Origin of the sequence: Marinobacter sp. DUT-1, assembly GCF_050379415.1 — a bacterium.
Taxonomy (GTDB): domain Bacteria; phylum Pseudomonadota; class Gammaproteobacteria; order Pseudomonadales; family Oleiphilaceae; genus Marinobacter.
In genome coordinates, this window is the sequence record NZ_JBNRLS010000007.1 from 61,846 (window position 1) to 87,334 (window position 25,489).

At 57.6% G+C, this 25,489-nt stretch carries 22 protein-coding genes and 1 pseudogene; 12 read left to right on the plus strand and 11 right to left on the minus strand.

Translation table 11 applies throughout. The features are described from left to right. Positions 1-39 precede the first annotated feature (39 nt). Positions 40-1,344, plus strand: a complete 1,305-nt coding sequence (locus tag ACQUTG_RS17680) for a hypothetical protein (RefSeq protein ID WP_428920643.1) — start codon at positions 40-42, stop codon at positions 1,342-1,344. A 13-nt stretch (positions 1,345-1,357) separates the two neighbouring features. On the opposite strand, the gene dsbG is transcribed toward ACQUTG_RS17680, so the two are convergent. Both dsbG and ACQUTG_RS17690 read right to left on the minus strand, forming a co-directional pair. After that, on the minus strand, positions 1,358-2,131 hold the full coding sequence (dsbG, locus tag ACQUTG_RS17685) for a thiol:disulfide interchange protein DsbG (protein WP_428920644.1): 774 nt from the start codon (positions 2,129-2,131) through the stop codon (positions 1,358-1,360). Beyond that, entirely contained in the window at positions 2,128-2,979 is an 852-nt protein-coding gene (locus ACQUTG_RS17690) for a prolipoprotein diacylglyceryl transferase family protein (RefSeq protein WP_428920645.1), read from the minus strand. Before ACQUTG_RS17690 ends, dsbG begins: the two co-directional genes overlap by 4 nt. A 345-nt stretch (positions 2,980-3,324) precedes the next feature. On the opposite strand from ACQUTG_RS17690, the gene ACQUTG_RS17695 reads away from it, so the two are divergent. The 3 genes from ACQUTG_RS17695 to ACQUTG_RS17705 all read left to right on the plus strand — a co-directional run bounded on the left by ACQUTG_RS17695 (position 3,325) and on the right by ACQUTG_RS17705 (position 7,310). Then, positions 3,325-4,638, plus strand: a complete 1,314-nt coding sequence (locus ACQUTG_RS17695; protein ID WP_428920646.1) for a DEAD/DEAH box helicase — start codon at positions 3,325-3,327, stop codon at positions 4,636-4,638. A gap of 128 nt (positions 4,639-4,766) precedes the next feature. Next, positions 4,767-5,246: a JDVT-CTERM system glutamic-type intramembrane protease MrtJ gene (gene mrtJ, locus ACQUTG_RS17700; protein WP_428920647.1), complete on the plus strand. Its 480-nt coding sequence runs from the start codon at positions 4,767-4,769 to the stop codon at positions 5,244-5,246. Between the two features lie 234 nt (positions 5,247-5,480). After that, positions 5,481-7,310, plus strand: coding sequence for a hypothetical protein (locus ACQUTG_RS17705; RefSeq protein ID WP_428920648.1), 1,830 nt, complete (start codon positions 5,481-5,483; stop codon positions 7,308-7,310). Positions 7,311-7,454: 144 nt separating this feature from the next. On the opposite strand, the gene ACQUTG_RS17710 is transcribed toward ACQUTG_RS17705, so the two are convergent. Further along, positions 7,455-8,102 (minus strand): OmpW/AlkL family protein, encoded by a 648-nt coding sequence (locus ACQUTG_RS17710; protein ID WP_428920649.1) that lies wholly within the window; start codon positions 8,100-8,102, stop codon positions 7,455-7,457. Between the two features lie 156 nt (positions 8,103-8,258). Further along, entirely contained in the window at positions 8,259-8,729 is a 471-nt protein-coding gene (locus ACQUTG_RS17715) for a winged helix-turn-helix transcriptional regulator (RefSeq protein WP_428920650.1), read from the minus strand. 90 nt (positions 8,730-8,819) lie between these two features. Here ACQUTG_RS17715 and ACQUTG_RS17720 point away from each other — a divergent pair, with 90 nt between their 5' ends. Both ACQUTG_RS17720 and bamE read left to right on the plus strand, forming a co-directional pair. After that, positions 8,820-9,932, plus strand: a complete 1,113-nt coding sequence (locus ACQUTG_RS17720; RefSeq protein WP_428920651.1) for an NADH:flavin oxidoreductase — start codon at positions 8,820-8,822, stop codon at positions 9,930-9,932. Positions 9,933-10,083: 151 nt separating this feature from the next. After that, on the plus strand, positions 10,084-10,395 hold the full coding sequence (bamE, locus tag ACQUTG_RS17725) for an outer membrane protein assembly factor BamE domain-containing protein (RefSeq protein WP_428920652.1): 312 nt from the start codon (positions 10,084-10,086) through the stop codon (positions 10,393-10,395). A gap of 31 nt (positions 10,396-10,426) precedes the next feature. On the opposite strand, the gene pntB is transcribed toward bamE, so the two are convergent. The 3 genes from pntB to ACQUTG_RS17740 all read right to left on the minus strand — a co-directional run bounded on the left by pntB (position 10,427) and on the right by ACQUTG_RS17740 (position 14,144). Continuing rightward, on the minus strand, positions 10,427-11,818 hold the full coding sequence (gene pntB, locus ACQUTG_RS17730; protein WP_428920653.1) for a Re/Si-specific NAD(P)(+) transhydrogenase subunit beta: 1,392 nt from the start codon (positions 11,816-11,818) through the stop codon (positions 10,427-10,429). Between the two features lie 12 nt (positions 11,819-11,830). After that, entirely contained in the window at positions 11,831-13,408 is a 1,578-nt protein-coding gene (locus ACQUTG_RS17735) for a Re/Si-specific NAD(P)(+) transhydrogenase subunit alpha (protein ID WP_428920654.1), read from the minus strand. 103 nt (positions 13,409-13,511) lie between these two features. Beyond that, on the minus strand, positions 13,512-14,144 hold the full coding sequence (locus ACQUTG_RS17740) for a TetR family transcriptional regulator (RefSeq protein WP_428920655.1): 633 nt from the start codon (positions 14,142-14,144) through the stop codon (positions 13,512-13,514). 194 nt (positions 14,145-14,338) lie between these two features. On the opposite strand from ACQUTG_RS17740, the gene ACQUTG_RS17745 reads away from it, so the two are divergent. From ACQUTG_RS17745 to ACQUTG_RS17755, 3 genes are all read left to right on the plus strand, one after another. Further along, positions 14,339-15,922 carry a flavin-containing monooxygenase gene (locus ACQUTG_RS17745; RefSeq protein ID WP_428920656.1) on the plus strand — a complete coding sequence of 528 codons (1,584 nt, stop codon included), beginning with the start codon at positions 14,339-14,341 and terminating at the stop codon, positions 15,920-15,922. Positions 15,923-16,125: 203 nt separating this feature from the next. Then, entirely contained in the window at positions 16,126-18,147 is a 2,022-nt protein-coding gene (locus tag ACQUTG_RS17750) for a phospholipase effector Tle1 domain-containing protein (RefSeq protein ID WP_428920657.1), read from the plus strand. A gap of 3 nt (positions 18,148-18,150) precedes the next feature. Next, on the plus strand, positions 18,151-18,750 hold the full coding sequence (locus ACQUTG_RS17755) for a DUF2931 family protein (protein WP_428920658.1): 600 nt from the start codon (positions 18,151-18,153) through the stop codon (positions 18,748-18,750). A gap of 55 nt (positions 18,751-18,805) precedes the next feature. Here ACQUTG_RS17755 and ACQUTG_RS17760 read toward each other — a convergent pair whose 3' ends face one another. Further along, complete coding sequence (locus ACQUTG_RS17760; protein WP_428920663.1) at positions 18,806-19,129, minus strand: acetyl-CoA hydrolase/transferase C-terminal domain-containing protein; 324 nt, start codon at positions 19,127-19,129, stop codon at positions 18,806-18,808. On the opposite strand from ACQUTG_RS17760, the gene ACQUTG_RS17765 reads away from it, so the two are divergent. The 3 genes from ACQUTG_RS17765 to ACQUTG_RS17775 all read left to right on the plus strand — a co-directional run bounded on the left by ACQUTG_RS17765 (position 19,110) and on the right by ACQUTG_RS17775 (position 20,934). Beyond that, the gene (locus ACQUTG_RS17765) at positions 19,110-19,742 is read left to right on the plus strand and encodes a MarC family protein (RefSeq protein WP_428920659.1); all 633 of its coding nucleotides are present in this window, start codon (positions 19,110-19,112) and stop codon (positions 19,740-19,742) included. The genes ACQUTG_RS17760 and ACQUTG_RS17765 overlap by 20 nt on opposite strands. A gap of 35 nt (positions 19,743-19,777) precedes the next feature. After that, positions 19,778-20,353: a gamma-glutamylcyclotransferase gene (locus tag ACQUTG_RS17770; protein ID WP_428920660.1), complete on the plus strand. Its 576-nt coding sequence runs from the start codon at positions 19,778-19,780 to the stop codon at positions 20,351-20,353. 152 nt (positions 20,354-20,505) lie between these two features. Continuing rightward, positions 20,506-20,934, plus strand: coding sequence for a hypothetical protein (locus ACQUTG_RS17775; protein WP_428920661.1), 429 nt, complete (start codon positions 20,506-20,508; stop codon positions 20,932-20,934). On the opposite strand, the pseudogene ACQUTG_RS17780 reads toward ACQUTG_RS17775, so the two are convergent. The 3 genes and pseudogenes from ACQUTG_RS17780 to ACQUTG_RS17790 all read right to left on the minus strand — a co-directional run bounded on the left by ACQUTG_RS17780 (position 20,891) and on the right by ACQUTG_RS17790 (position 25,409). Continuing rightward, positions 20,891-21,840 (minus strand): annotated as a pseudogene (locus ACQUTG_RS17780) (DMT family transporter). The gene ACQUTG_RS17775 and the pseudogene ACQUTG_RS17780 overlap by 44 nt on opposite strands. Before the next feature lie 824 nt (positions 21,841-22,664). Next, on the minus strand, positions 22,665-23,642 hold the full coding sequence (locus ACQUTG_RS17785) for a hypothetical protein (RefSeq protein WP_428920662.1): 978 nt from the start codon (positions 23,640-23,642) through the stop codon (positions 22,665-22,667). A 562-nt stretch (positions 23,643-24,204) separates the two neighbouring features. Beyond that, positions 24,205-25,409 (minus strand): IS3 family transposase gene (locus tag ACQUTG_RS17790; RefSeq protein WP_428918472.1). Its coding sequence is split into 2 segments (ribosomal slippage): positions 24,205-25,082 and positions 25,082-25,409, totalling 1,206 coding nucleotides; the frame shifts between segments, so codons are not numbered across the junction. Positions 25,410-25,489 lie beyond the last annotated feature (80 nt).

A 25,489-nucleotide genomic window follows, 5' to 3' on the forward strand; every position in this document is an offset into this window, starting at 1 on the left:
CCTTAATATCAGGGCCTCGCCTATTGAGGAAGCATGCCCTTGCAGTCGATCCGTTCACTTCTCGCCTACCTTGCCCTGATTGCCGCGGTGCTCTCGTTGTTGCCGGGGATGGCGTTTGTGGGTGCGGTCGCGGTTGGCCTCGCGGTGCTGCTGGGCTGGCGGGACATGCGCCGGGTTCCGAGGGTGGTGTTTTCCGTTGCTGTGCTGGCCCTGGTGTTCGCGCTGGGCCGCGACCCGGGCCTGATTGTGGATGCCGCGAACAATATGACCCGCCTGGCAGGACTGGTGCTGGCGGTGATGCTGCTGTCCAACGTATTGGGTCGCTCCAGGGACCTGCAACGGATTTCAGCCAGCCTCTTTGGTGGCAAGCCGCTGACCCGTTACCTGAGCCTGGCCTTCGGCACCTCCCTGGTTTCCATTCCGCTGAATTTTGGCTCGGTGGCCGTCGTCGGCAGCCTGGTGGGCGAGCGTATCCGCCGCGGGGGCGACGCGGCTGCTACCCGCAACGCCACCCGGGCAGTACTTCGGGGGTTCGGGGTATCGCCTACCTTCTCACCGCTGTCGATTTCGGTGGTGCTCACGCTCACCCTGTTGCCGGGCTTAGGCAGTATCCAGCTGCTGTCGCTCGCCATTCCTTTCTCGGTCGTGCTGATCCTGATGGGCCTGATCTGGCGTGACCCGGAAACCGGCCAGGAACGGGTGTCCCCGGAAGACAAGGCCGGAGTGGCAACCTGGTTGAGGTTTGGTGGCCTGGTTCTGGCGATCTGTGTGGGTGTCTTCGTGCTCAGCCACCGGTTCGAGCTCAGCTACGCCTACGCGGTAACCCTTTCCTGCCTGGGCGCCGTGTTGGGAGCGCGTCTGCTGGCCTGGAGCCGCCGGCAGAATCCACCCATGGCGAACATGGCGAATGTCAGTAATGAGCTGGCCATTGTCGGCGGTTCGGCTTTCATCGGTTCGGTCATCAGTGGTGTGGTACTGGGCCAGATCAGCGGTAACGCCGATCTGCCTGCCTGGAGCTGGCCGATTCTGGCCGCCTGCGTGCCCTGGGTTTATTTCCTCGCGGGTCTTGGCGGCGTCAATCCCATTGTTGTCGGGACCCTGGTTGGCGGTGTTCTTGGATCCCTGTGGCCGGCAGAGGCCCTGATCGGACTGGGCATCGCTATGGTGACCGGTTGGGGTATTACCGCATTCGGGACACCCTTTGCCGCCAATGCCCTGATCATGGAGCGGCTGACCGGGTACCGGGCCGTGGATGCCTCCTTCCGCTGGAGTCTTCCTCTTTCCCTGTCCGGGCTGACGCTTGCCAGCCTGACGGCCTGTATTCTGACGGCCTGGCTGGCATAACAATCTGAAACGATCAGGGCTTCGGGCCCATCATGCGCTCCAGGGCCTGGGGGTTCGGCAGGCCCTGCACCATCACCACGCCATCATCGTCTTTGTACAGGGTGCTGGGCGTGGCGCGGAGACCCAGCTCCTGCATCAGGCGGTTATTGGCTTTGACTTCCATGTGGGCCGCGCTTACCAGCTTGCGGTCAACCTCGATACCGCCCTGTTCGTAGCTGGCCTGGTGATCGTGCAGCGCTGCTTCAGGATTCTCACTGCCGAGAATGGTGGCGGCTTTGGTCAGGCTGTCCTCTTTCAAAATTCCCACCAGAATATGGCGTAACTGGACGTCGCCGGCCTCAATCCAGGGTTCTGCCTGTTGGCGGAACCGGTAGCAATAGGGGCAGTTGGGGTCGGTGAAGGTGTAGATGATGGTGTCCGCATCAGGGGAACCATCCTGTACCCAGTTGCTGTTCTCCAGCTGCGGCCAGGCTTCCGCGAATTTCGGGCCCTCGATCAGCTCCTGGATGCTGGCGGCACTGAGGTTGTTCCCTTCTTCATCCAGCAGGGTGCCGACGATCACGTGGTTGCCATCCGGTGTCAGGTAAAAGGCCAGCGATCGCCCCTGCATTTCGCCAACGTAGCCGGTCATGCCGCCCGGGGCTTCAAAGCTCTCCACAACCTTCACACCCTGTTGTTCCAGTGACTGGATAACCGGTGGATAGTCTTGTGCCTGCGCGGTGGTTGCGACAAGGGCGGTGGACAGCAGGGCGCCCTTGAGCAGGAGCCGGAGAGGGAAGGTAGTCATCGGGATGTTAACTCCTTGGAGTTGGAGGGGTTGAGAAAGTCCGGATCGAAGCGCTCAAGGCTCCGGGCCAGGCTGGCGTGTGACAGTTCGCCCATGTGGGTGTCCACCAGGTTGCCTTCGGCGTTGTAGAACAGGGTCGTGGGCATGCCCTGGCTGCCCACGACCCGGCCGAAACCGCCCGGGCGGTCGCTGAGTACATGGTCGAGGTGCAGGTTCTGTTCGTCCAAGAACCTGCGGATGGTCTCGGGATGCTCGCCCTGGTTGGCGAACACGAAGTTGATGTCGGGGTAGCGTTGCTGGGCTTCCTCCAGCACCGGCATTTCACGAATGCATGGCGGGCACCAGGTAGCCCAGAGATTCACCACAACGGGCTGGCCCCCGGAAATGTCGGCCAGGCTGACCGGTTGTTCGTTGAGGTCGGTCAGGGCAACGTCGGGCAACCCCTGGGTCTGCTGATTGATCAGGGCAATGGCACCTGCGGTGAAGCCCCAGGTGATCATGCCGGCGGCAACGGCGGCGCCCAGGGCCCGGCGAATGTTGGCCCGCCGCCACATCAGGTACCCGGCGAAGAGGAGCGCGACGATCAGACCGGTCACCGGATCAAAGCCGCCATCGCGGATATCGATCATGCCCAGCCAGTCACCCTGGTAATGCTCGAAATAACGGACCACGAAGCCGATCCGGGCGCTGATCATGGCCACCAGGAAAATATCCGCCAGGGAGCCGGATATCGGGGTTTTCTGCTTGCGACCGGTGAGTGCACCCACGACCAGGGCCACAACAAAGGCCAGGACAAGAAGCAGGTGCCCGATGGACAGGCTTAGGGGGCCAACGCCTACGCTGAGCATGGAATCTCCGGAATTTGGCGGATTTTTAGGATGATACGGGCGCTAGTGACCAGAGACCTTCGCCGGAGTTCCATCTTTTCCTGAAGATGAAAGCCTGCTAATGAAACCACTTATAGCTATTTCCCGGACCCTCTGTTACTGTGCCTGCATCCTGCCTCTAGGGATTCCGCAGTATCACGGCCAACTGGCCGCTTTGCGAACCTCCATACGACCTGTCAGAGGACGTCCCGCCGTTAACGGCGTGTGACTGTAGTCGTCATTTTTCCATGAATCATCATGGCTTCTGCCCGCATTCGCCGATGGACGGTGTTCGTGGAGGCAGAATCAATCAAGAGTTTATCCAATATGAGTTTTTCTTCTCTCGGTTTGTCCGAGCAGCTGGTCCGTGCCACCACCGACCAGGGCTATGAAACCCCGTCTCCCATCCAGCAGCAGGCCATTCCGGCGGTGCTGTCCGGAAAGGACGTGATGGCTGCCGCCCAGACCGGTACCGGCAAGACCGCCGGTTTTACCCTGCCGCTGCTGCAACGCCTGGCGGCTAACCCCCGCTCCGGCAAGGGCCCCCGTGCCCTGATCCTGGCGCCGACCCGCGAGCTGGCGGCTCAGGTTCACGACAGTGTGGCTCTCTACAGCAAGTACATGCCGACCAAGTCCGCCGTGGTTTTTGGCGGGGTCAAAATCAATCCCCAGATGATGAAGCTGCGCAAGGGCCTGGATGTGCTGGTGGCAACCCCGGGACGGCTGATGGACCTGTACCAGCAGAACGCGGTGCGTTTCAACGAAGTGGAAATCCTGGTGCTGGACGAAGCCGACCGCATGCTCGACATGGGCTTCATCCGCGACATTCGCAAGATTCTTGCCCTGTTGCCGGCCAAGCGACAGAACCTGCTGTTCTCTGCCACCTTCTCCAACGAGATCCGCAGCCTGGCGCAGGGTCTGCTGAACGATCCGGTTCAGGTGGAAGTGGCGGCCCGTAACACCGCAGCAGAGAGCATCAAGCAATCAATCTACCCGGTAGATCAGAGCCAGAAGACCGCCTTGCTGAGCAAGCTGGTGCGCGACAACGCCTGGGAGCAGGTGCTGGTGTTCACCCGCACCAAGCATGGTGCCAACCGCCTGACCAAGAAGCTGGAGCAGGACGGTATCACCGCCGCCGCCATCCATGGCAACAAGTCCCAGGGTGCGCGCACCCGGGCGCTGGCCGAGTTCAAGCAGGGTGACATCCGGGTACTGGTCGCCACTGACATCGCGGCCCGCGGTCTGGACATCAAGCAGCTGCCCCAGGTGGTCAACTTTGAACTGCCGAACGTGCCGGAAGACTATGTACACCGCATTGGCCGCACCGGCCGCGCCGGCGAGAGTGGCCATGCGTTGTCCCTGGTCAGTGCTGATGAAGGCAAAATGCTGGCGGGCATCGAGAAGCTGATCAAGAAGCAGCTGCCGCGCAAGGAAGTGGAAGGCTTCGAGCCGAAAAACAACCTGCCGTTGAAGCCCAAGGCCAAGGCCGATCCGGCCAGGGCCCGGAGCCGCAACGGGCGTGGCGGTGCCAATGGCAAGCCGGCCGGCAATGGCCGCAGCTTTGGCGGTCGCTCTGGAGAGAGCCGCAGTCGTAATGGCGGTGGCCAACGGGGCCGGTCGGCGCAACGCCAGAGCGCCTGAACGTCCTGGTAAGCCTACACAAAGCGGAGCATTTGCTCCGCTTTGTTGTTTCTGGCGCCTGACTTTGGCCGGGTCAATGCTCTAGTATCCAGAGTTGTTTCTCCCGCAAAAGGCGCAAGTGCCCATCCATGGCGACCGATACAAATGTAAGGGATGATCTGGGGCTGGTACCGCCACCTCGGCTGTTCACGGACCGACAGTTCGTTCTGGCCCTGGTGGCAGGCTGTGGTGTGAGCCTTCTGGTGGCAGGCTGGTCCGTCGCGGGCTCTTCCGGTGTCAGCCTGACCCTGCTCCAGGCCTTTTCCCTCGTGCTCTGGTACCCGGTACTGGAGGAATTGCTGTTCCGGGGGGCGCTCCAGGGTTTTCTCAGCACCACCGCGTTCGGTCAACGGGCACTGATGGGGCTGTCACTTGCCAATGTGCTGGCGGCCATTCTCTTCACGGCGCTGCACCTTATGTACCGGCCTGACCCGCTGGCGTGGCTGGTCTTTTTCCCCGGCCTGGTCTTCGGCTATTTCCGTGACCGGCACGGGTCCATTCTTGGCCCTGTGATCCTGCATTCCGCCTATAACGCCTGCCTGATTCCCGGCTGGTATCTGCTTTCGTAAGACCTTTTATCAATGGCCAGGGACCAGGAAAGCTGGCGTACGAGTGCGCTCTGCACTTTACTGATAGGTCAGGATTGCAGTTCCCGGTCCTTGGGTTTCTGAGGAAAATCTGACCAGAGTCAAGGTCGTCCCGGTCTCGCTGTATCAGATTCAATCGATGTGAAACTGGGGGGTAGCAACGTGAGACTGACTATTGCTCATGGATTAGGGAAGTTGTTGCCTGGTGCCGCAGCTGTGATTCTTATCCTGACCGGTTGCAGTGACGGGGGTGGTTCCCGAGGCCCGGATACAGGTGACGACGAAATTGTGCTGCCCTCACTGACAGAACAGATCGAACACTGGGAGCAGACCGGAGTTTTCATAGCGGCAGCCGATTGTGGCCAGTGCCACACCGCCAGTCAGCCGGGTGACGAGCCCGCCGTTATGCGAGCACCCGATCCCCTGGTGTCGGAAAACCAGCCTTCGCCGGACGGGGAAGACATCAGCCCGTTCTATGACTGGAAAAGCAGCGTGATGGCCAATGCCTTCACGGATCCGTATTTCCGCGCGGTCATGATGCATGAAACCGAAGTCTTTCCCCATCTGGCAGGATTTATCGAGGACAGCTGCCTGACCTGTCATAGCCCCATGGCGCGAACCCACGCCCACCAGACCGGCGTCAGTCTGGTACAGGATGAGTCCTGCCTTCTGGAAGACGGCTGTTACCGGGCCGATGAGGCGCTGGGAGACCCGAGCGCACGGGAAGGCATCAGTTGTACCGCCTGTCACCAGATCACTGACTCGGTGTTGGACGAGTATGTGCATTCGGGCGACTATGAGATTGTCGATGAGAACCACCCGGATGCCTTTACCATCTATGGTCCGTACCAGAACCCTGTCGGGCAGGCGATGCAGAATCAAGTGGGCTTCACCCCTGAATTCGGGATGCACATGGGAGATTCCCGTCACTGTGCCAGTTGCCACGATCTGTTTACCCCGACGCTCGACATGGTGACGGACGAGCCTGATGGTGAGGTTTTTCCGGAACAGACTCCCTACACGGAATGGACCTACAGTGATGTGGGACCGAACGGGGCAAACGTCTCCTGTCAGCAGTGCCACATGGCCCGGGAGGAGATAAGTGACAGTTACCAGACCCGTATCGCGGTCATGGCCAATGGCGGGGTAAATCTGAACTGGCCCGAGCGCAGTCCCTATTTCCCCCACGTTATGGTCGGAGGCAATACCTGGCTGTTGGAGACCCTGGAGCTGTTCCGGGAAGAGCTGGGCCGCGCGGGCATCAACGAGGAAGGGGAGTTTGCCGCCACTGCTGAGCTGACACGGGAGCTGCTGAAAACATCAGCCGACCTGGTGCCCGCCAATCAGAGTTTCTCCGGTACAGAGCTGGCATTCGATCTCACCATCACCAACAAAACCGGACACAAGTTGCCGACCAGCTTCCCCTCCCGACGGATCTGGGTGGCGACGCGGGTGACCGACAGTGAAGGCGCAATGGTGTTTGACAGTGGATTCCCGGATGAGAACTACCAGCTGCCGTTGGACGCAGCCTTTACCTCCGATGCGTGCATGGCCATCAAGAAGCCGGCAGACTTCGATTCCTCGGGCTGCTACCAGCCGCACATCAATCTGGTGACAGCGCCAGAAGACATTCCCATCTATGAAGTTGTGATGGGATCCACGACCAACGCCATTACCCACGTGCTGCTGTATGCATCTATATCCCTGAAGGACAACCGGATACCGCCGGGCGGATTTGATGTGGCGTCCATGCCAGAAGATGTGGCGGAAAATTTGGCGCCTGCAGGCGTCGATGGGGATACGGATTTCAATCAGAATAACGCCGGCCAGGACACCATTGCCTACCGGTTGCCAGTCCCGGAAACAGCAGTACCACCGTTCAGTGTGGAAACCACCCTGTATTACCAGAGTATTCGCCCCACTTTTGTCGATGCGGCCCATGGCGAGCACCCATGGATCCGGGAGTTCGAGACCATCGTCAGCGTCAATCCTCCGCCTGCGGAAGTCTTGGCCTCGGTGAACTTCACGGTTGATGGAGTGGAATAGGGATCAGGGATCGAAGGATATTGGATGTAGGGCCGGCTCAGGGTCGAGCTTCTTCAGAACACAAAAAAGCGGGGCAGAGCCCCGCACAGGAGAACGCACCTTCCGGCAGCCCACAGACCATGAGGCTGCCGGAGGGCACGGGGATCAGAATTTGTAGGAAACGCCTACCATGTAGACCAGAGGGTCGATTTCGACATCTACGGTCTGGTTGGCAGCTTCAATCTTCGCCTCGGTATCGATGTCTATCCACCACAGCGCGGCGTTGACACCAATGTTGTCGGTAATCATGTAGTCCATGCCAATTTCAGCGGCCAGGCCGAAGCTGTCATCCAGTTCGATATCGGTGCCGGCTAGTGCGCCAGAGGTCTGTTCGTCAAAGAAAACTGTGTAGTTGACGCCTGCACCTACATACGGCTGGAATTTGCTGCCATTGGGCATCGGGAAATACTGCAGCGTGATAGTGGGGGGCAGGTGCTTGGTTTCCGCCAGTTTACCCGCGCCAGCCAAATCGCCTTCGCCTTCAATGTCGTGGCTGAAGGGAGTAGCTGCCAGTACACCCAAGCCAATCTGATCAGTGAGCATGTAGCTCAGCGTCAGACCCAGCTGTGTGTTGTTATCAACATCCACGCGCGCGTCCGGAGCAACATTAGTGATTGGATCGCTTGATGCATCCGGTACAACAGTAGCCGCACCAACACGACCAATAAAATCACCAGCCTCATAAGCCTGCGCCATCGGAGCCGCAGCCATAACGGCAGCAGCGAGAACACCAAGTTTGAAAGAACGGGACATAGCCATCTCCTTTATGCAAATCGTCGATGGCTTCAGATTAATGACAGCGGGAAAGTGAAACTTGATTTAGCGCAAGATTCGTCGGCGGTGGATGATGCTTTGAGTGGCGGATTGATCCAACTCAAGAAAATGCGTACCTGCGGGCACTGCGGATGGTCAGGCCGAGTTCTTTTTGCCTGCCGGCAGGTTTTCGTCCGGCACAAACACGTCACGGATGCTCAGCGACTGGCCGTCAGCATCCCGAACCTGAACCTCCTGGATAGGCCGGCCGGTGGCGCGGTCCCGTAGATCCAGCGGACCCTGATCCGGTGCCGGATTCCACTTGTCACCCCACTGGCGCAGGGCGATCACCACCGGGAACAGATCCCGGCCTTTTTCAGTGAGGCGGTATTCGAAGCGGGAGCCATGTTCACCCACGTCCACCTTACGCAGCACGCCGTTATCAACCAGGCGCGCGAGGCGGTCACAGAGGATGTTCTTGGCGATGCCCAGCTCCTGCTGGAAGTCGACGAAACGGCGGGTACCGTACATTGCCTGTAGCACAATCAGCAGGGACCACCAGTCACCCACTTCATTGAGGGCGCGGGCGACGGAGCACTGGGAATCATCAAAACGTTTTCTGGCCATGTACGGGAGTGTACCGAATAGGGTTGCATCTTAAAACCAGATTGAATAGGGTTGCTTTACGAAACCAAATTAATGAGGTTGCACATTACCATGAGCATGAACCTGGGTCCCCTGTTTGAACCGTTTGAAATCCACAACCTCAAGCTGCGCAGCCGCGTGGCCATGGCCCCGATGACCCGTAACTTCTCGCCCAAGGGCGTGCCTGGTGAAGACGTGGTGGCCTATTACCGCCGCCGTGCGGAGGCGGGTGTTGGCCTGATCATTACCGAGGGCACCACCGTCAACCATCCGGCGGCGAACGGCTACCCCAACGTGCCGGCGTTCCATGGCGAGGAAGCCCTGGCCGGTTGGAAGCAGGTGGTGGATGCCGTACACGAGGCCGGCGGCGCCATTTTTCCGCAGCTTTGGCACGTAGGCGCTGTGCGCAAAGAAGGCACCGATCCGGATCCGTCCGTTCCCGGATTCAGTCCCTCCGGCCTGTTCGCACCGGGCAAGCCCAACGGCAAGGCCATGACCAGGGAAGATATCCAGGATGTTATTCAGGCTTTTGGCGATGCTGCCCAGGATGCCAAAGCACTGGGTTTTGACGGCGTTGAGATCCACGGTGCTCACGGCTACCTGCTGGACCAGTTCCTGTGGGAAGGCACCAACCAGCGGGACGACGAGTACGGCGGCAGCATGGAAAACCGCCTGCGCTTTGTGGTGGAAATCGTTGAGGAAGTCCGCCACCGTGTCGGCCCGGATTTCCCGATCATGCTGCGTTTTTCCCAATGGAAGCAGCAGGATTACGAAGCCAGGCTGGTCAACAGTCCCGAAGAACTCGAGCGTTTCCTCAAACCCCTGGTAGAGGCCGGTGTGGACATCTTCCACGCGTCCACCCGTCGGTTCTGGGAACCGGAGTTTGAAGGTTCCAGCCTGAATCTGGCCGGCTGGACCCAGAAGCTGTCCGGCAAGCCCACCATGTCCGTGGGCAGCGTCGGCCTTACCGAAGACTTCATCAGCGGTACCTTCGCGAGCAAGAAAGAAGCAGTGGAGAAAGCCGGCATCGACGAGCTGGTTGAGCGCATGAACAACCACGAATTCGAGCTGATCGCCGTAGGCCGGGCCCTGCTGCAGGACCCGGAATGGCTGGTCAAGGTGAAGGAAGGCCGCCTCGAGGAAGTGGCATCCTTCGCCAGGAAGTCCCTCGCCAAGCTGTACTGATCGACCCTTCGATCCCACTGTGCCGCAGCGCCGAAAGGCCTGCGGCTTTTTTGTGACTGAGAGCCGGTTCTGAACCTGTCAGCCCCGTAATCGCGTCCTTCGATATAACAGCTAAGATTAGGGAAACTCAGAAGAAAACAGGGAGCTCATAATGACTGCGTTTCAGTCTCTCAAAACCATGGCATTGGCCATCCTGATAGCAACCCTGGTTGGCTGCGCCACCGTCGGCCAGGATTTCCCGACCCATAACATCGACCAGATCCGCATCGGCGAGACCACCCGATCGGATATTCAGGAAATGTTCGGCGAGCCTTGGCGCACCGGAATCGAAGACGGCAAACGTACGTGGACCTATGGCAAGTACAAGTGGTCTGCCTTCGGTGATGCGGAAACCACCGACCTGGTGGTGCGGTTCAACCAGGATGGAACCGTCTCGTCCTACGTGTACAACACCACCGAATAAATCCCGGAGAACACAGGGGGCGGGGCTGCCCTCAGCCCCGCAACCCGCTCACCACCTTATCGATACTTTCCTTGGCATCGCCGAACAGCATCCGGGCGTTGTCCTTGAAGAACAGCGGGTTCTCCACCCCGGAATAACCGGTGGCCATGCCCCGCTTGAGGACAACCACCTGCCGGGCCTTCCAGACCTCCAGCACCGGCATGCCGGCAATCGGGCTGCCCGGGTCTTCGGCGGCGGCCGGGTTCACGGTGTCGTTGGCGCCGATGACCAGCACCACGTCGGTATCCGGGAAGTCATCGTTGATTTCGTCCATTTCCAGCACGATGTCATAAGGTACGTGGGCTTCCGCCAATAGCACATTCATGTGTCCTGGCAGGCGGCCGGCCACCGGGTGGATGCCGAAACGCACGTTCACGCCCCGATCCCGAAGTAGTTTGGTCATCTCACTGACGCCATTCTGCGCCTGGGCCACCGCCATGCCGTAACCGGGCACGATGATCACCGACTCGGCGTTGCGCAGCTCCTCACAGACATCATCGACACTGGATTCGTGCACCGTCTGGTCGGCATCCGCGGCCGCTGAACTGCTGCTGGTCTGTCCGAAGCCGCCGAGAATCACACTGATGAATGACCGGTTCATGGCCTTGCACATGATGTAGCTGAGAATGGCGCCGCTGCTGCCCACCAGGGCACCAACGACAATCAGCAGATCATTGCCCAGCATGAAACCGATGGAGGCCGCCGCCCACCCGGAGTAACTGTTGAGCATGGATACCACCACCGGCATGTCGGCGCCGCCGATGGCCATGATCAGATGAATACCGAGCACAGAGGCAATGGCGGTCATAAGCACCAGGGCGACAATGCCCAGGGCCATGCTCTCGGTGCCCAGGAACCACGCCCCGAGGAATACGCAGACAATGATTGCCGCCAGGTTCATCAGGTGCCGGCCGGGCAGGGTCAGCGCCTTGCTGTCGATTCGGCCGTCCAGCTTGCCGCAGGCCACCAGCGATCCGGTGAAGGTGACCGCCCCGATAAAGATGCCGACGAACACTTCCACCAGTTTGATGGTGTGCTCGGCCCCGGAGGTGGCAATCAACGGCTCGATATAACCGGAGAAACCCACCAACACCGCCGCCAGACCCACAAAGCTGTGGAGCAGGGCGACCAGCTGCGGCATCTGGGTCATTTCCACCTTATTGGCGATGGGAATGCCAATGCCGGCACCGAGCAACACTGCAATGATAATGGCCGTGATGCCTCCGTCCACGCTGGCCAGGGTGGCCCCCACCGCGATGATAATGCCTGCGACGCCGTAGAGATTACCGCGCCGAGCCGATTCCTGGTGGCTGAGGCCGCCCAGGCTGAGGATGAAACAGATACTTGCGACCACGTAGGCCACGCTCACCAGTCCTGTGCTCATATCGGGCGCCTCCTACTTGCGGAACATTTTGAGCATGCGATGGGTGACCCGGAAGCCACCCCCCACGTTGATGCTGGCAATCAGCACCGCGACAAACGCCATGATGCCAACGGCAATATTTTCCGCCTGGGCCAGATGCAGAGTGGCGCCGATCACGATGATGCCGCTGATGGCGTTGGTGACGCTCATCAGGGGCGTATGCAGGGAAGGCGTCACATTCCAGATCACCTGCCAGCCAATAAAGCACGCCAGCACGAACACGGTGAAGTGTTGCAGGAAGCTTTCCGGCGCGTGGGCGCCCACTCCGTAGAGTGCCAGGGCCGTGACCACGAACAGCGCGCCCTTGCCGATCAGGCTGCGGCGGTCTGCGTGCTTCTTGGCGGCGGCTTTTGCTTCGGCTGAAGGCTCCTCGGTGCCCGGTGCGGGTTTCGGGCTGACCGGCGATTCCGGTTTTGGTGGTGGCCAGGTTATGTCGTTTTCGTGCACCACCGTCAGACCACGGATGACTTCGTCTTCCATGTTGATCACCGGCGTGCCGTCCTTTTCCGGTGTCAGCTCGGTGAGCAGATGCACCAGGTTGGTGGCGTAGAGCTCACTGGCCACCTTGGCCATGCGGCTGGGCAGATCGGTGTAGCCGATCAGGGTGACGCCGTGTTGATGAGCCACCTTGCCGGGTTCGGTCAGTTCGCAGTTACCGCCTCGCTCTGAGGCCAGATCCACGATTACGCTGCCGGGCTTCATGGATTTCACCATATCGGCGGTGATCAGTTTCGGCGCTGGCTTGCCGGGAATCAGCGCGGTGGTGATGATGATATCCACCTCTTTGGCCTGCTCAGCAAACAGCGCCATCTCGGCCTTTATGAACTCGTCGCTCATCTGCTTGGCGTAACCACCGCTGCCGCTGCCATCCTCGTTCTCGAAGTCCAGCACCAGGAACTCGGCCCCCATGCTTTCGACCTGTTCCTTCACCTCCAGGCGGGTATCGAAAGCCCGAACGATGGCGCCCATGCTGTTGGCGGCGCCAATGGCCGCGAGGCCTGCCACCCCGGCACCGATCACCATGATTTTCGCCGGGGGGACCTTACCTGCAGCCGTCACCTGACCGGTAAAGAAACGCCCGAAGTGATTGGCGGCCTCAATTACCGCCCGATAGCCGGCAATGTTGGCCATGGCACTGAGGGCGTCCATCTTCTGGGCGCGGCTGATGCGGGGCAGGCTGTCGATGGCGAAAGATGTGATTTTTCTGGCGGCGAGCTTCTCAAGCAGTTCCGGATTTTGGGCCGGCCAGATGTAGCTGACCAGAAACGCCCCTTCCTTCATCAGATCCGCTTCGTGTTTGCCCAGTGCCGGGTTCTCCATGGGTGCCCGGACTTTCAGGATAAAGTCGGCTTCTTTCCACAACGACGTGGTGTCAGCGGCGATGGCCGCGCCCACCTTCTCGTAGGCTGCATCGGAGTAGTGCGCCGCCTCGCCGGCGCCGCCTTCGACGATGACGTCGTAACCAAGTCCGATCAGTTTGTGAACAGAGGGTGGCGTAGCGGCCACCCGCCGCTCGTCCTCGAAAATTTCCCTGGGGATACCGATTTTCATTATTGGTGTACCTCCGGATTTCTCGATTAATCAGATGCCTGGATACCTACATACTAGTGCAGGCTGCCAGATCTGCCCGTAAACCGGAGGTTTCGAGAGCGAATCAGGTGTGGGTCATTGCAAGGTGCTCGACATCCGTCTGGGACAGGTGGTCCAGCATTGCGCCCCGGAACTGTCGGTTGATGAAGTGCTCGGTTTCGGTCTGGATGGTTTCCCGCAGTGCCGGTTTCTCGATGTAATCCATGGCCCGGAAGAGGATGTAGCGGATCGTCATACGGGAAATTTCATGAATGGTCTCCGGCGGCACGGCACTGACTAATTGTCGCTCGATAATATCCTCCGCCATTTCCCGCGCGCTGGCCTCCAGTTGCGATTCCAGAGCTCGGCGCAGCGCCGGCGAAGGGCCGTGAAGTTCCCGGACGGCCACAGTGGTTGCCGCCGGGTTGGCCAGGAAATAGCCGTATACGAATGCAACGGTGTCGTGGGACGCCTGTTCGGACGAATCCGCCATCTGCCGAAGCTGCCGGACTCCCGCCTTCATGTCTTCGGCGATGTAACCCAACACCTGCAGCCCGAATTCGTCCAGGTTCTTGAAGTGCCGGTAAAAGGTGTTCGGGTTTAGCCCCGCCTCCCGGGCGAGTTCCCGTAGCCCCAGTGACGTGAGACTTCGGGTTTCGGTAATCAGCCGAAGTGCGGCCTGGATCAGTTTCAGTTTTCCGCCTGTTAAAGCGTTCATGCGTTCCTCTTGTTTCGGAGTAAGGCCGGGTGGTGAGAGAGGACAAGAGCTTGTCAACCGAGGCCATTTGCCCAAAAACGGAGCCAACAAAGTATACGGCTGTCTACCTGCTCATGTATACATGTGTCTACCGGTCATGATGACCACTCGAACAAAAGCAGACAAGGCCGCAAAGGCCAACCAGGAGAGCAGCAATGACAAGAAACACGCAGATCGCCATAATCGGCACCGGCTTCTCCGGCCTCGGCATGGCCATCAAACTCAAAGAAGCCGGGTTTCACGACTTTGTGATCCTCGAACAGAGCGACGACATCGGCGGCACCTGGCACGAGAACCACTACCCGGGCTGCGCCTGTGATGTTCAGTCGGCGCTGTACTCCTACTCCTTTGAACAGAACCCCTACTGGAGTCGCATGTTCGCGACCCAGCCGGAGATCAAGGCCTACCTCAAACGCTGCGCCGAAAAATACGGGTTAATGGACCACATCCGGCTGAATACCCATGTCGCCGGCGCTCACTGGGACGACAAGGCCGGAACCTGGACCATCGAAACCTGCGATAGTCCCAGGCTCTGGGCCTACATGCAGAAGAACGGTCTGAAGCCGGGGGATGAACTGGACAGGAACGACAAGGACCTTCCCTGGTTCAGCAAACTGAACGCAGACATCGTGGTGTCCGGCATGGGGGGGCTCAGCACTCCGTCCTACCCCGACATCAAGGGCATTGAGACCTTCACTGGCACCAGCTTCCACTCCCAGGACTGGGATCACGACTACGACCTGCGGGGCAAGCGCGTGGCGGTCATCGGCACTGGTGCTTCCGCGATCCAGTTCGTGCCCGAGGTCGCCAAAGAGGCCGCGAAGCTGGATCTGTACCAGCGCACACCACCCTGGATCATGCCCAAGCCGGATCGGGAGATCCGTCCGCTTGAGAGAATGATGTTCCGGAAGTTTCCGCAAACCCTGAATGCGTTCCGCCAGAGTATCTACTGGATGCTGGAAGGCCGGGTTCTGGGTTTTGTGGGTAACCCCCGAATCCTGAAAATCGGTGAGCTGCAGGCCCGCCGGCACATCCGAAGTCAGATCAGTAACAAGGAGTTGCGCAAAAAGGTTACCCCGGATTTCCACTTTGGCTGCAAGCGGGTACTGATCTCCAACAACTACTACCCGGCCCTGGACCAGGACCACGTGAACGTACTGACCGATGGCATCCGGGAAGTGAAAGGCAATGTGATTGTGGATTACGCCGGCAACGAGCGTTCCGTGGACTGCATCATCTACGGCACCGGCTTCAAGGCGCAGGAGCCGATCCCGCGGGGCATGATCTTCGGCCGTGGCGGACAGGACCTGCTGGACGCCTGGCACGAAGGCGCAGAGGCCTACAAGGGCACCACAGTGGCCGGTTTCCCGAACTTCTTCATGCTCATGGGCCCCAATACCGGCCTTGGCCACAGTTCCATGGTGTACATGATCGAATCCCAGGTGCAGTACGTGCTCGATGCCATCAAGAAGATGCAGCATCGGGGGTGGAAGAGTGTGGAGGTGAAGGCAGAGGCCTTCAGCCAATACAACGCTTCAATTCACGCCAAACTCGGGGATTCGGTCTGGCAGACCGGCTGCAAGAGCTGGTACGTGAACGAGAACGGCAAGAACACCACCCTCTGGCCGGGCTTTACCTGGCAATTCCGCCAGCAGACCAAGCGGTTTGATGCTGAACAGTATGCTTGCGCGGAAGCGGCGGGAATGCAGGCTCTCAGCGAGCCGGCGATGGCCGGTTAATGGCTCTGCAGGTTTGAATTGATACTTCCTACCCAAATTGGGCATATTTTTGCCCAATTTGGGTAGGTTCGAACTGAGAGCCTTTCCCTTGTGTCGTGCTGGCAAATTGAGTAGTTTCTCCTGTCCCGGCGAGCCACGGATCCGGCTTGCCATCGACAGGTGTCCGAAAGGGAATCGGGCACCCAGGAACAACAGGGAACGTTATGCACATCAAACCCTTCTATCGCCTGCGCCTGGCGGATTTGCCGTTGGTCGAAAACCCGTTTCTGGCTTCGCAAACCCTTCGCCGGACACTGTCTGATCCGCTTTCGGTCCACTCCTCACTGATACTCAATGATATCCCGGGTATCCTGCCCGGCACTCCTCGCGAGACGGTTCACCAGCACCTGATCTCCCGCGTTGCCGCAGGCGAACTCTGTCTGGTCCATACCGGTATCGGCTCGGATCGTCCGATGAGCCCGGTAGTTTCCTGGCGACCGGATCAAGGTGATGGCAGCTCGGGAGTCTGGCATTGCGAGAGTGGCGCGCGCGAAATCATCGGCCTCAAACATTCCGTATCAGAGCTGAACCGCAAGGGATTGACCCCCAAGGACCTGTCCCGTGCTGAGGGGATCGGTTTCCGGAATTATGAGGGAAGTCCGGCGGAGTCCGAGCTCAATGGAGGCCCGCAGCACGAAAATGCTGATCGCCGGCTCACGCTACCGCTGGGCGCATCGGCCAGTGTCCTGCCGCTTGCGACCGAGTCAAAAAGTCCGGCCTCCGAAGGTGAACCGGACGGCGTCCATCTGGTAGCAGGACTATTCACCGATGGCACGCTGAATAATGTCGACAACATTGAGATATTCAGGAAACGGTTGATGGCTGAGTGCGTGGGGCCGATCAAGGCTGATCCTTCCCGTCTAGAAGAGTGCCGGAATCGACTCGCGATGCGGATGGGCGAGAGCTATGCCAACGAGCCGACCAATGTTGTGAAGTTGTTTGATTTGTATAAGGAAGAGGATCTTAAAGATAGGTCAAAGAGGACGGTGACCGTTAAGGCCTATGAGCCGGGCGCCGGCACAAAAAGTGGTGAGGAGGATTCATTGATTGGTGCAGCAACAGGCCTTGGTGAAACCGGTGTGATTGAACAGGTCAGGAGACTGTTCAATGAGGCGGCACGGAGGATATTGGATGCCACGGAGGGAGCAAAAATACAGACCCTGACAGTGGACTTGTTCGGTTTCAGTCGAGGTGCCGCTGCCGCCCGTCACGCGACCAATGAAATCCTGAAGGGAAGGGATGGCGAGATGGGTATGGCTCTGATCGATGAGGGCATCGGCTGGCCCGATGAAGTAAGAATCCGCTTCCTGGGGCTTTTTGACACAGTTGCGGGCATTTTCAATCCCTCAAACTTTGATCTATCAGCTGGTAATGACCGGAATAGCCCGGTTGAGCTTTATTTGGACGCAAACAAAATTAGCCACGTCGTGCACTTGGTGGCGGCAGACGAAAAACGAGCAAACTTCTCACTAAACAGCGTTAAAGGAGAAGATGGCAGACTGCCTGAAAACTTTGTAGAGATTACCTTGCCTGGCGCGCACTCGGACGTAGGAGGCGGGTATCCGGACCTACAAACCGAGGACTTACTGCTTTATCCAACGCTGAATGTTAGGGGCAGGGAAACCCGTTGGCCTCGGAAAACGACGGAGTGGGATAACCTTGAGAGTTTGCAAAGCAGAGTGGAGTTGGAGGGTTGGGTTGGGCAACACAGCCTGCCATTGTCCGATGGAAGAGAGGCATCTATCCGTATAGAACAAAAAAGATATGAGCATCCCCTACCAGATGGCCAGGTGGAAATGTCACTGAGGATGACCAGGAAAATAAAAGGTGAGTATTCGAGGGTAGGGTTGTATTTGATGCATGAGTTGGCAAGAGGGAAAGGGGTTCCACTTGATCAGATGGATTCAACTGATCCAGCAATGAATATGCCCGAAGAACTCGGGGCACTGTTCGAAAGCTTCTCACAACAGATTGGTACTGGAGAAACGGAGGTATCGCTTCATCCAGAGAAAACCGATTGGCTCAGGCAGAGATACATTCATCATTCTGATCATTACAACCCGCTTGAGTGGTTGATGGCTGGTGAGATAGCTGTTTTGGAAATACCGGCTCAGGAGTTCATACATCCGCTGAGACCCGCTTTATCTCGTAAGCGTAAGGTTCACCCCAATACAGTTTCTGGATAAATCATGAGGATTAAAAACGTACTAATCATTGCCGTATTTTTCACGCTGTCGGCCTGCGCGAGTACGGCGAAAGAAAACGATTCCATTGCTTGGCGTTTCCAGCTCGCTACGCCGAAACACTATGATATTTGGGTGGAGCACTTGGAGTTTGAGTTATCAGGTGTCAGACACTGGTGGCATCCAGCGGGATCGATGGGCTGTTGCTGGAAGGGGCCAAACGGTCCCCGTGGGGTTGCTGGAAGGATGGAGCCTTTTCCCAACTTTGTGGCGATACAATGGTTTTCCTTTGCGGAGCAGAAGTTCTATCAGAGATTGATAGAAATTCCACAAAAGTGGAAAGAAGAGATGCGGGAACTAGCCCCAATGGTGACGCAGGTAGATGTTCGAATGAAACCGAGGGACACTCTGACTTTTGGTCTGGCCCCCGGAGGCGAGATTGTCATCTGGATGATGAATCAGCCCGGAAATGAAATTGAACTGGCCCGCCTACAAGCCAATGAGATCGAAGGAAGCCCTTCTCACTATCAAAACCGAACTCGAGAGTACCTCGAGGAAAACGGCGATTACCTGAAAGAACACGGCATACCGCTGACCGGCTGGTAACCCAGCCGGTCAATCAAGGCAGTCACATCTGCCCGGTTTCCTCAAACCGCTGATGTCAGCTCAATGCCTCGCCCAGCAAATGCGGGGTATGTATACCCCGGCCGCTGGCGCAGGCGCGCTCGAAGTAGTCCAGTAGTTTCGGTTTGAAGTCCGGATGAGCGCAGTTCTCGATGATCTTGAGGGCTCTCAGGCGAGGTGCCAGGCCGCGGAGGTCGGCCAGGTCCTGTTCGGTCACGACGATCTGGACATCGTGTTCGGTGTGGTCCCGGACGGGATAAGGGCGGAGTACGTTCTGTTGCGTACGGAAGTCTTTGAAATCAGGCGCTATGCTTGCCGTTTTTTCCGGCCGGACTTTCCTGATGTTTGAGACGTTTTTCAGTACCTATCTGAGCAGCACCATTCGCTTCCTGTTCCTGTTGGCACCGTTCTTTGTGGTCACCATGTTCCTGGCGCTTACCCGGGGGCTGCCGGTTGCCGAAAAGTCCTCGATTATCCGTCGGTCAATCTTGTCCGCGTTTATCCTGGGGCTCGTATTGTTCTTTGCCGGCCCGCTGATGTTCGATGCCATCGGCATTACCCTGAACTCTTTCCGCATCGGCGCCGGTTGCCTCCTGTTCCTGACGGCGGTAAGCCTGGTCAGCAGCGGTACCCGTAACCATGCGACAGGTCTGCCGGAGGAAGACCGGGACGATGTGGCCGTGGTGCCTTTGGCCATTCCGGTCATGATTGGCCCGGCCACCATTGGTGCGATCATGGTTTATGGTGCCGAACTTAAGGCGGTGCCCCAGGTCGCTGGTGGTCTGCTGGGCCTGGTGTCAGGGCTGCTGATCCTGGGGGGGTTGCTGCATCTGTCCGGATACCTGGAGAAGGTCCTGGGTAAGACCGGCCTCAACATCATGTCGAAAATCAGCGGCCTGATTCTGTCCGCCATGGCGGCGGAAATTGTCCTGACGGGCATTGCCGGCTTTATCGCCAGCACCCAGACGGCCTAGAATAGCGAGCTTCAGCAATTCTCCGGCGGCGTTCCATGTCTGTTAACACCATTGAGCACAATCGCAAACGCTTCAATTTCGAAGGCATCGATGCCATCTGGCTGTTCGGCTATGGCTCGCTGATCTACAAGGTGGATTTTCCGTTCCTGGAGAAGCGCCCGGCCTCCATTCGCGGGTGGGCCCGTCGGTTCTGGCAGGCCTCCCACGATCATCGCGGCACCCCGGAAGCCCCCGGGCGTGTGGTAACCCTGATCGAACAGCCGGGCGCCGTATGCAAGGGTATGGCCTACCGGGTCTCGCCCCACGTGTTCGAGTATCTGGACGTGCGGGAGAAGAATGGCTACCTGCGCTTCAGTACCACGATGACCTTTGACGATGGCAGTCACGCAGAAGGGCTTGTTTACATTGCCACCGAGGACAACGAGGCGTTTCTCGGCGAGGCGCCGGAAGCTGACATCGCCCGCCAGATTGCGTCGGCCACAGGGCCCAGTGGCCCCAATTCCGAGTACCTGCTGCGGCTGGCGGAGTCGTTACGGGCTCTGGGGGATGACTGCGCCCATACCTTCACCATCGAGTCTCACCTGCGTTCTGTCCACAAGGCCGACAGTTAAACGTCAAGTTTGCCCTGCTCCATGTAAAGCTTGTGCAAAGCCCGGGGCCGGGCGCTGACATTCTTCTCCCGTTCGATAACCTGCAATCAGGTAACCCGGAAATGGCTCCGGGTTGTTGTCGATCCAGTCTTGAACAGGACGGGAGAACAGCTATGAAACGATTATTGCTCAGCAGTCTAGTGGTGATTGCCCTTGGTTTTGGCGGCACTGCCGCAGCTGACGATTACCGGGGCTTTGGCCATCCGCCGGGTATCCAGAAGCAGCTCGACCGGGGCAAGGCATTGCCGCCGGGGCAACAGAAGAAACTCATGAAGGCCCACTACCGACGGGACCATTACGAACGGCACTACAAGTACCGGGACCGCCGTTACCGGGATCGTGATGATCGTCACCATCATCGTCGTCATGATCGCCGCGACTACCGGGACAAGCACCGCCATTACCGGGACCGCCACGATCACTATCGCTACCGGGATGGTTACCGCACGAACCTGCGGTATGACGATCACCTGCCGCCGGAGCACCGGGTTGCCCGCATCATTCGCGACACTCATGCGCTAATCGAGCAGTCCCGTCGCTGAATCCGGTTTTCTGCTCTTCAGAATTCGCTCGCCGGGTGTCGGGGTTGAAGCCTCGGGCCGGTGAGCGGCGCCGGTGCCGTAATCCGATCAGGATCAGCGGTACCACGATCATCAGGCTGCCGGCCAGGAACCAGAGGTCCGGCACTTCCCCGAACCAGATCCAGCCAATGGCCACGGCCCAGATCAGCCCGGTGTATTCGGCGCTGGTGACCTGGTTGGCATCCTCCTGCCGGTAGGCCAGCAGTACGGTGATGTTGTAACCGAGTATGAACAGGGCGGAGCCCAGGGCGCTGATCAGGATGCTGGCGTCCCAGGCAGCGCCTTCCCACCAGGCCAGGGCGCCCGCCGCTGGCAGGATCAGCAGGTAGTTCAGGAACAGTTTTGGACGGTGGATTGCTGTTTGGGCAGCTGGCGGACCATCACTGCGTTGATTGCAAGGGCGAAGGCGGAACCCAGGGCGGCGATGGCGGCCCAGTTGAATTCCACCGGGCGCAGGATGACGACGATACCGGCGAAGCCGCTGAATACGGCGAATACGCTCAGGGGGGTCAGCTGTTCGCGGAAGACGATGACGGACAGCACCATGACCAGGATAGGGGCGGCGTAGAACACGGCGTTGGCAGTGGCCAGGGGCAGGTTGCCCAGGGCGATGACCATGCACAGGATGCCGGCGAGGTGGATGTGGGCGCGCACGGTGTGGATGCCGAGGCCTGCAAACAGGTGCTGGCGGTTCAGTTGGCCGAGCAGGGGCAGAAGGAACACCAGGGTCAGGATGCAGCGCAGGAACGCAAACTGGAAGATGGGGGTGCCCGGTTCCAGCAGTTTGATGAATACGTCCGAGGCGATGGCCATGGCGTTGCCGATGACCAGCAGAAGAATGGCGCTGTTTACGGTCTTGCCTGACATGGTGTTACTCCGCTCCTAAGCCTTCGAGTTTGGTGCCTGGAACAGGCCAGTTTCCCCCTCCGAAAACCGCTGTGAATACGTCCCTGTACGCTTGCTCTCCGCCATCCATGGCTCCGAGCATTTTCGGAGGGGGAAACTGGCCTGTCCCTCAGGTGTCAGTCCAACGTTAAGGTGAGATCTGGTGGTCTTTAAAATCAGATACTTGGGGCGGGGTCACCAAAATTACGATTTGGGGTGACCGTGGTAAGGCGAGATTTCTCATGACTTTCCATGGATAGCATGAGATTTTCAAAAAAAGGTAAAATAAAACAATGGTCTATTGAGATAATCGACATATTTAGCACCAAAAAGAAGGTAGGTAAAGCTCTAAGTGGGTTACCTCCAGGATTAAGAGCTAGAGGAGATTAGGGGAGTGAAAAACTCAATTTAGCGGTGGTCTGATGATCGATTTGGCGTGCGCTATCCTGAAGACGCGCCCGGTCAGAAAGCTTTGCCATCGAGGGAGGGGCCGAGTTTTGAATATAACTGGAATCGCAAGTTCCAGCTGCACTTCCTCCTATGCTGTAATCATAGGCCAGGCGTGTCCACTACACCGGGGGAAGTCCAATCATAGACTAGGAGTGTCTAGTGGACCGGGGTAAATCCAGTCCAGCGTTTTCAAAGAAGCAGCAGACGATAGAAATGTTACCTACAGTTCGCTTTCGTTGTTTTTCTTTCCATACAAGTCAGACTCTTTTTTTACGGACTCCTCAAATTCTGAGCGTCGTAATTGTTTTGCCGCCTCACTAGAAGTGAAATCCACTGTGAACCTAACGGCAACCCTTTTATGCGGCTGATCTTTTTTCTGACTCAAGTGCTTTCTCCCTAAGAATCAATAGACTATGTTCCATTGTGATTCGCACGGCAAAATGCTCGATTACCCAAGCATAGAGTTCAGCGTGTTTTTCGACCAGACATGAGGCCCTATTTCCTGCAATCGTGATCACGTACTCAACACAATTAGTTGCTGGATGAATCACCGGATAACAGAGTTGGGATCCCTCATCACCCTCTTGGAAATTGCCTTTCATAAACCGGCGTTCACCTTTAGTCTTTTTGGCCAGTTCTTTAGCTATGTTTTCGACAACAATAATCGATCGTGCCTTAATGCATCGGGACACGGTGCTTGTGGGAGCGCCCAAATCCGCTGCTGGCGTGCGCGGCGGTGACGAAGCTGGGTCAAATGAATACCAATCAACCGGCTTATCATTTTCGATCTTGATAAGACCAACCCTGAGTGCAGTGTCCTTGGACCCCATATACTCGAAGACGCTCCTTACGCCTGCCGTCAAAAGTGGAATCTGCTGGTCAGGCCGCGTAATTTGAAGGAATGTTTTCCGTCCACAAAAGTCAGGCTGCTTTCCTCGGTGCTTAGCTTCAGAATTGAATCGTTTGGTTTTATCACCTACTACGATGTCTATAGCTTTTATAAGTGCGAATAAATCACCTGTCTCAAGCTGCCGTGCCGGTTTCGCGTAGGATCTTATTGCGGCATAAAGTGCTTTGACCAGCACGACGTATAGGTAGGTTCCGACAATAATAATCAATGCTGAATTATTAAGAAAATTGCCTACTCCCTCTCCCGCATACGTAACGATGTCTTCACGGAGGCTGTCTCTAACAGCTAACGTGCTTACAAAAATTGGAGGACCGAGAAAAAGAATGGGCCTCGCTATGTATTTCACAAGCCACGATTCACATACCTTTACAATCGCTCTACAGAGACTTTTGCCCCAGAAATCTTTGACACGAGGTTCGTGCATAATCTTCCTTGTTATTTAAAGCTAATATAAATAGTCCGCGCATTTAAGCTGATAATCAAGCCATCAGTCTAACCAGTAATTTGAAATTTTCTGTGCAGTCAAAACTTTAATAATTTTAACGAGTTGGAACTACCCGATATAACTGAATCAAAAATCGCTCGTGGAGCAAGCGAAGCGACGGCTTTCTTACGTGAACACACGCCAATTAGCATCAGGGGCATGACATTCATGGTACTGCCGGTTGACCTGCCTCCCCCACTAACTTAACTGCTCACTGCTTGTAGACGGATTTTTTGACCCTGACCCGTATTAGCTCCACCCAGAGTTGAAAAATCCGACTAACCTATCGGGGAGAAATTTCCCATGCCGACTCCCCTCCCGGGGAAAAGCATCTGCTGAGAAGATAGCGTTACTGGTTTGGAAAAAACCAGCAACCCACTTAAGCACAGGAGATATGTTATGACTAAAGCATCCGACTTCCCCGGCGGCAACTACCCAAGCACCACCGGAAACCCTTCTGGTGGTGGCTGTAGTTGCCCCCGCTAAACCGGACACCACCTCATCAATTTGATGCCAGTTCTGCCCGGTACTCCCAGGGCGATTTCATTTTCAGCCCCTTGTGCGGGTGGCTGCGGTTATAGTCCTCGATCCATTCCGGCAACCTGGCCATCACCGTGGCGGCATCAGGAAGATCGTTCAGGTACACATAGTCCCGCTTGAACGTCTTCACGAAGGCCTCAGCCATGCCATTACTCTGAGGGCTTCTGACTGGTGTGGTACACACCACAAAGCCCAGAGAGGACGCGAAGGCCCGCGTTTCTTTGGCAATGTAGCAGCTGCCATTATCCGTCAGCCATTCGAGTGGGTGCGGAACACGTTCTGACTGGCCGAAGCGGTATTCCAGGCTTTCCAGCAGTAAATCCTGGACCATCTCAGCGGTGATGCCGCCGGTGGTCGCCACGTAGCGCATCAGTTCGCGGTCACAGCAGTCCAGGCTGAACGCAACACGCACAACTTCCTTGTTCCAGCAACGGATCTCGAAGCCGTCTGAGCACCAGCGAAGGTCTGGCTTCAAGGTGATGACCTGGCCGTTATGGCAGCGCTCCTGGGGCCGTCCCGTATAACGGGGTAACAACAGTCCATCCTGCTTCATCAGTCGATACACGCGCTTGTGGTTCACTCGCTCGTCGTTTGCTGCCAGCAACCGATTCAGCCGAGCAGTGATCCTTCGATAGCCATTGGCAGCACGGGCATCGCACAGCTCTCGGATAAACGGCAAATGCCGCTCATCGTCCTGCTTGTTATATCTTGGGCTTCTGCCTTTCTGGCGACCATGAAGGCGATCCAGAAGGTTGGAGCGCGATACCTTCATTACCTCCGCAACCCGTTTCAGAGGGTATCGTCCGGTGGCAGCAACGGCATGCGCGAGATCAACTTTTTTGACTGAGCCACCTCCAGGGCTTCCCGGAGTATTTCAGCTTCCATCGTCTTGCGGCCCAACATCCGCTCCAGCTCCCGGACCTTCTTGTTCAGGGCTTTCATCTCGGATGCACTGACAACCTCATCACCAGATTCAATCGCGGACATGCCACCGTCTTTCATCAGCTTCTTCCAACGGAACAACAGACTTGCTGATATACCATGACGTCGTGCGACAAGCGATACCGACATGCCAGGCCGCTCACACTCCGCGACCATGAATGCCTTCTCCTGCGCGGAATACCGGCGACGACGCTGCACTCCAGTTATGACTTCGATTCTCTCCACCTTGGACACTCCTTTGCACTAGGTCTATGCCTAGGCCTTTGCTTCTACCAAGGTGTCCGGTTTAAATGGGGGCTACTACA

Bases quoted from the DNA above. Each gene is read 5' to 3' on its own strand.
- ACQUTG_RS17770 (WP_428920660.1), top strand. From the start codon at position 19,778: ATGTCTGTTAACACCATTGAGCACAATCGCAAACGCTTCAATTTCGAA.
- ACQUTG_RS17755 (WP_428920658.1), top strand. From the start codon at position 18,151: ATGAGGATTAAAAACGTACTAATCATTGCCGTATTTTTCACGCTGTCG.
- ACQUTG_RS17715 (WP_428920650.1), bottom strand. From the start codon at position 8,729: ATGGCCAGAAAACGTTTTGATGATTCCCAGTGCTCCGTCGCCCGCGCC.
- ACQUTG_RS17745 (WP_428920656.1), top strand. From the start codon at position 14,339: ATGACAAGAAACACGCAGATCGCCATAATCGGCACCGGCTTCTCCGGC.
- mrtJ (WP_428920647.1), top strand. From the start codon at position 4,767: ATGGCGACCGATACAAATGTAAGGGATGATCTGGGGCTGGTACCGCCA.
- ACQUTG_RS17775 (WP_428920661.1), top strand. From the start codon at position 20,506: ATGAAACGATTATTGCTCAGCAGTCTAGTGGTGATTGCCCTTGGTTTT.
- ACQUTG_RS17690 (WP_428920645.1), bottom strand. From the start codon at position 2,979: ATGCTCAGCGTAGGCGTTGGCCCCCTAAGCCTGTCCATCGGGCACCTG.
- dsbG (WP_428920644.1), bottom strand. From the start codon at position 2,131: ATGACTACCTTCCCTCTCCGGCTCCTGCTCAAGGGCGCCCTGCTGTCC.
- ACQUTG_RS17750 (WP_428920657.1), top strand. From the start codon at position 16,126: ATGCACATCAAACCCTTCTATCGCCTGCGCCTGGCGGATTTGCCGTTG.
- ACQUTG_RS17785 (WP_428920662.1), bottom strand. From the start codon at position 23,642: ATGCACGAACCTCGTGTCAAAGATTTCTGGGGCAAAAGTCTCTGTAGA.
- ACQUTG_RS17740 (WP_428920655.1), bottom strand. From the start codon at position 14,144: ATGAACGCTTTAACAGGCGGAAAACTGAAACTGATCCAGGCCGCACTT.
- ACQUTG_RS17765 (WP_428920659.1), top strand. From the start codon at position 19,110: ATGTTTGAGACGTTTTTCAGTACCTATCTGAGCAGCACCATTCGCTTC.
- pntB (WP_428920653.1), bottom strand. From the start codon at position 11,818: ATGAGCACAGGACTGGTGAGCGTGGCCTACGTGGTCGCAAGTATCTGT.
- bamE (WP_428920652.1), top strand. From the start codon at position 10,084: ATGACTGCGTTTCAGTCTCTCAAAACCATGGCATTGGCCATCCTGATA.
- ACQUTG_RS17695 (WP_428920646.1), top strand. From the start codon at position 3,325: ATGAGTTTTTCTTCTCTCGGTTTGTCCGAGCAGCTGGTCCGTGCCACC.
- ACQUTG_RS17710 (WP_428920649.1), bottom strand. From the start codon at position 8,102: ATGTCCCGTTCTTTCAAACTTGGTGTTCTCGCTGCTGCCGTTATGGCT.
- ACQUTG_RS17720 (WP_428920651.1), top strand. From the start codon at position 8,820: ATGAGCATGAACCTGGGTCCCCTGTTTGAACCGTTTGAAATCCACAAC.
- ACQUTG_RS17735 (WP_428920654.1), bottom strand. From the start codon at position 13,408: ATGAAAATCGGTATCCCCAGGGAAATTTTCGAGGACGAGCGGCGGGTG.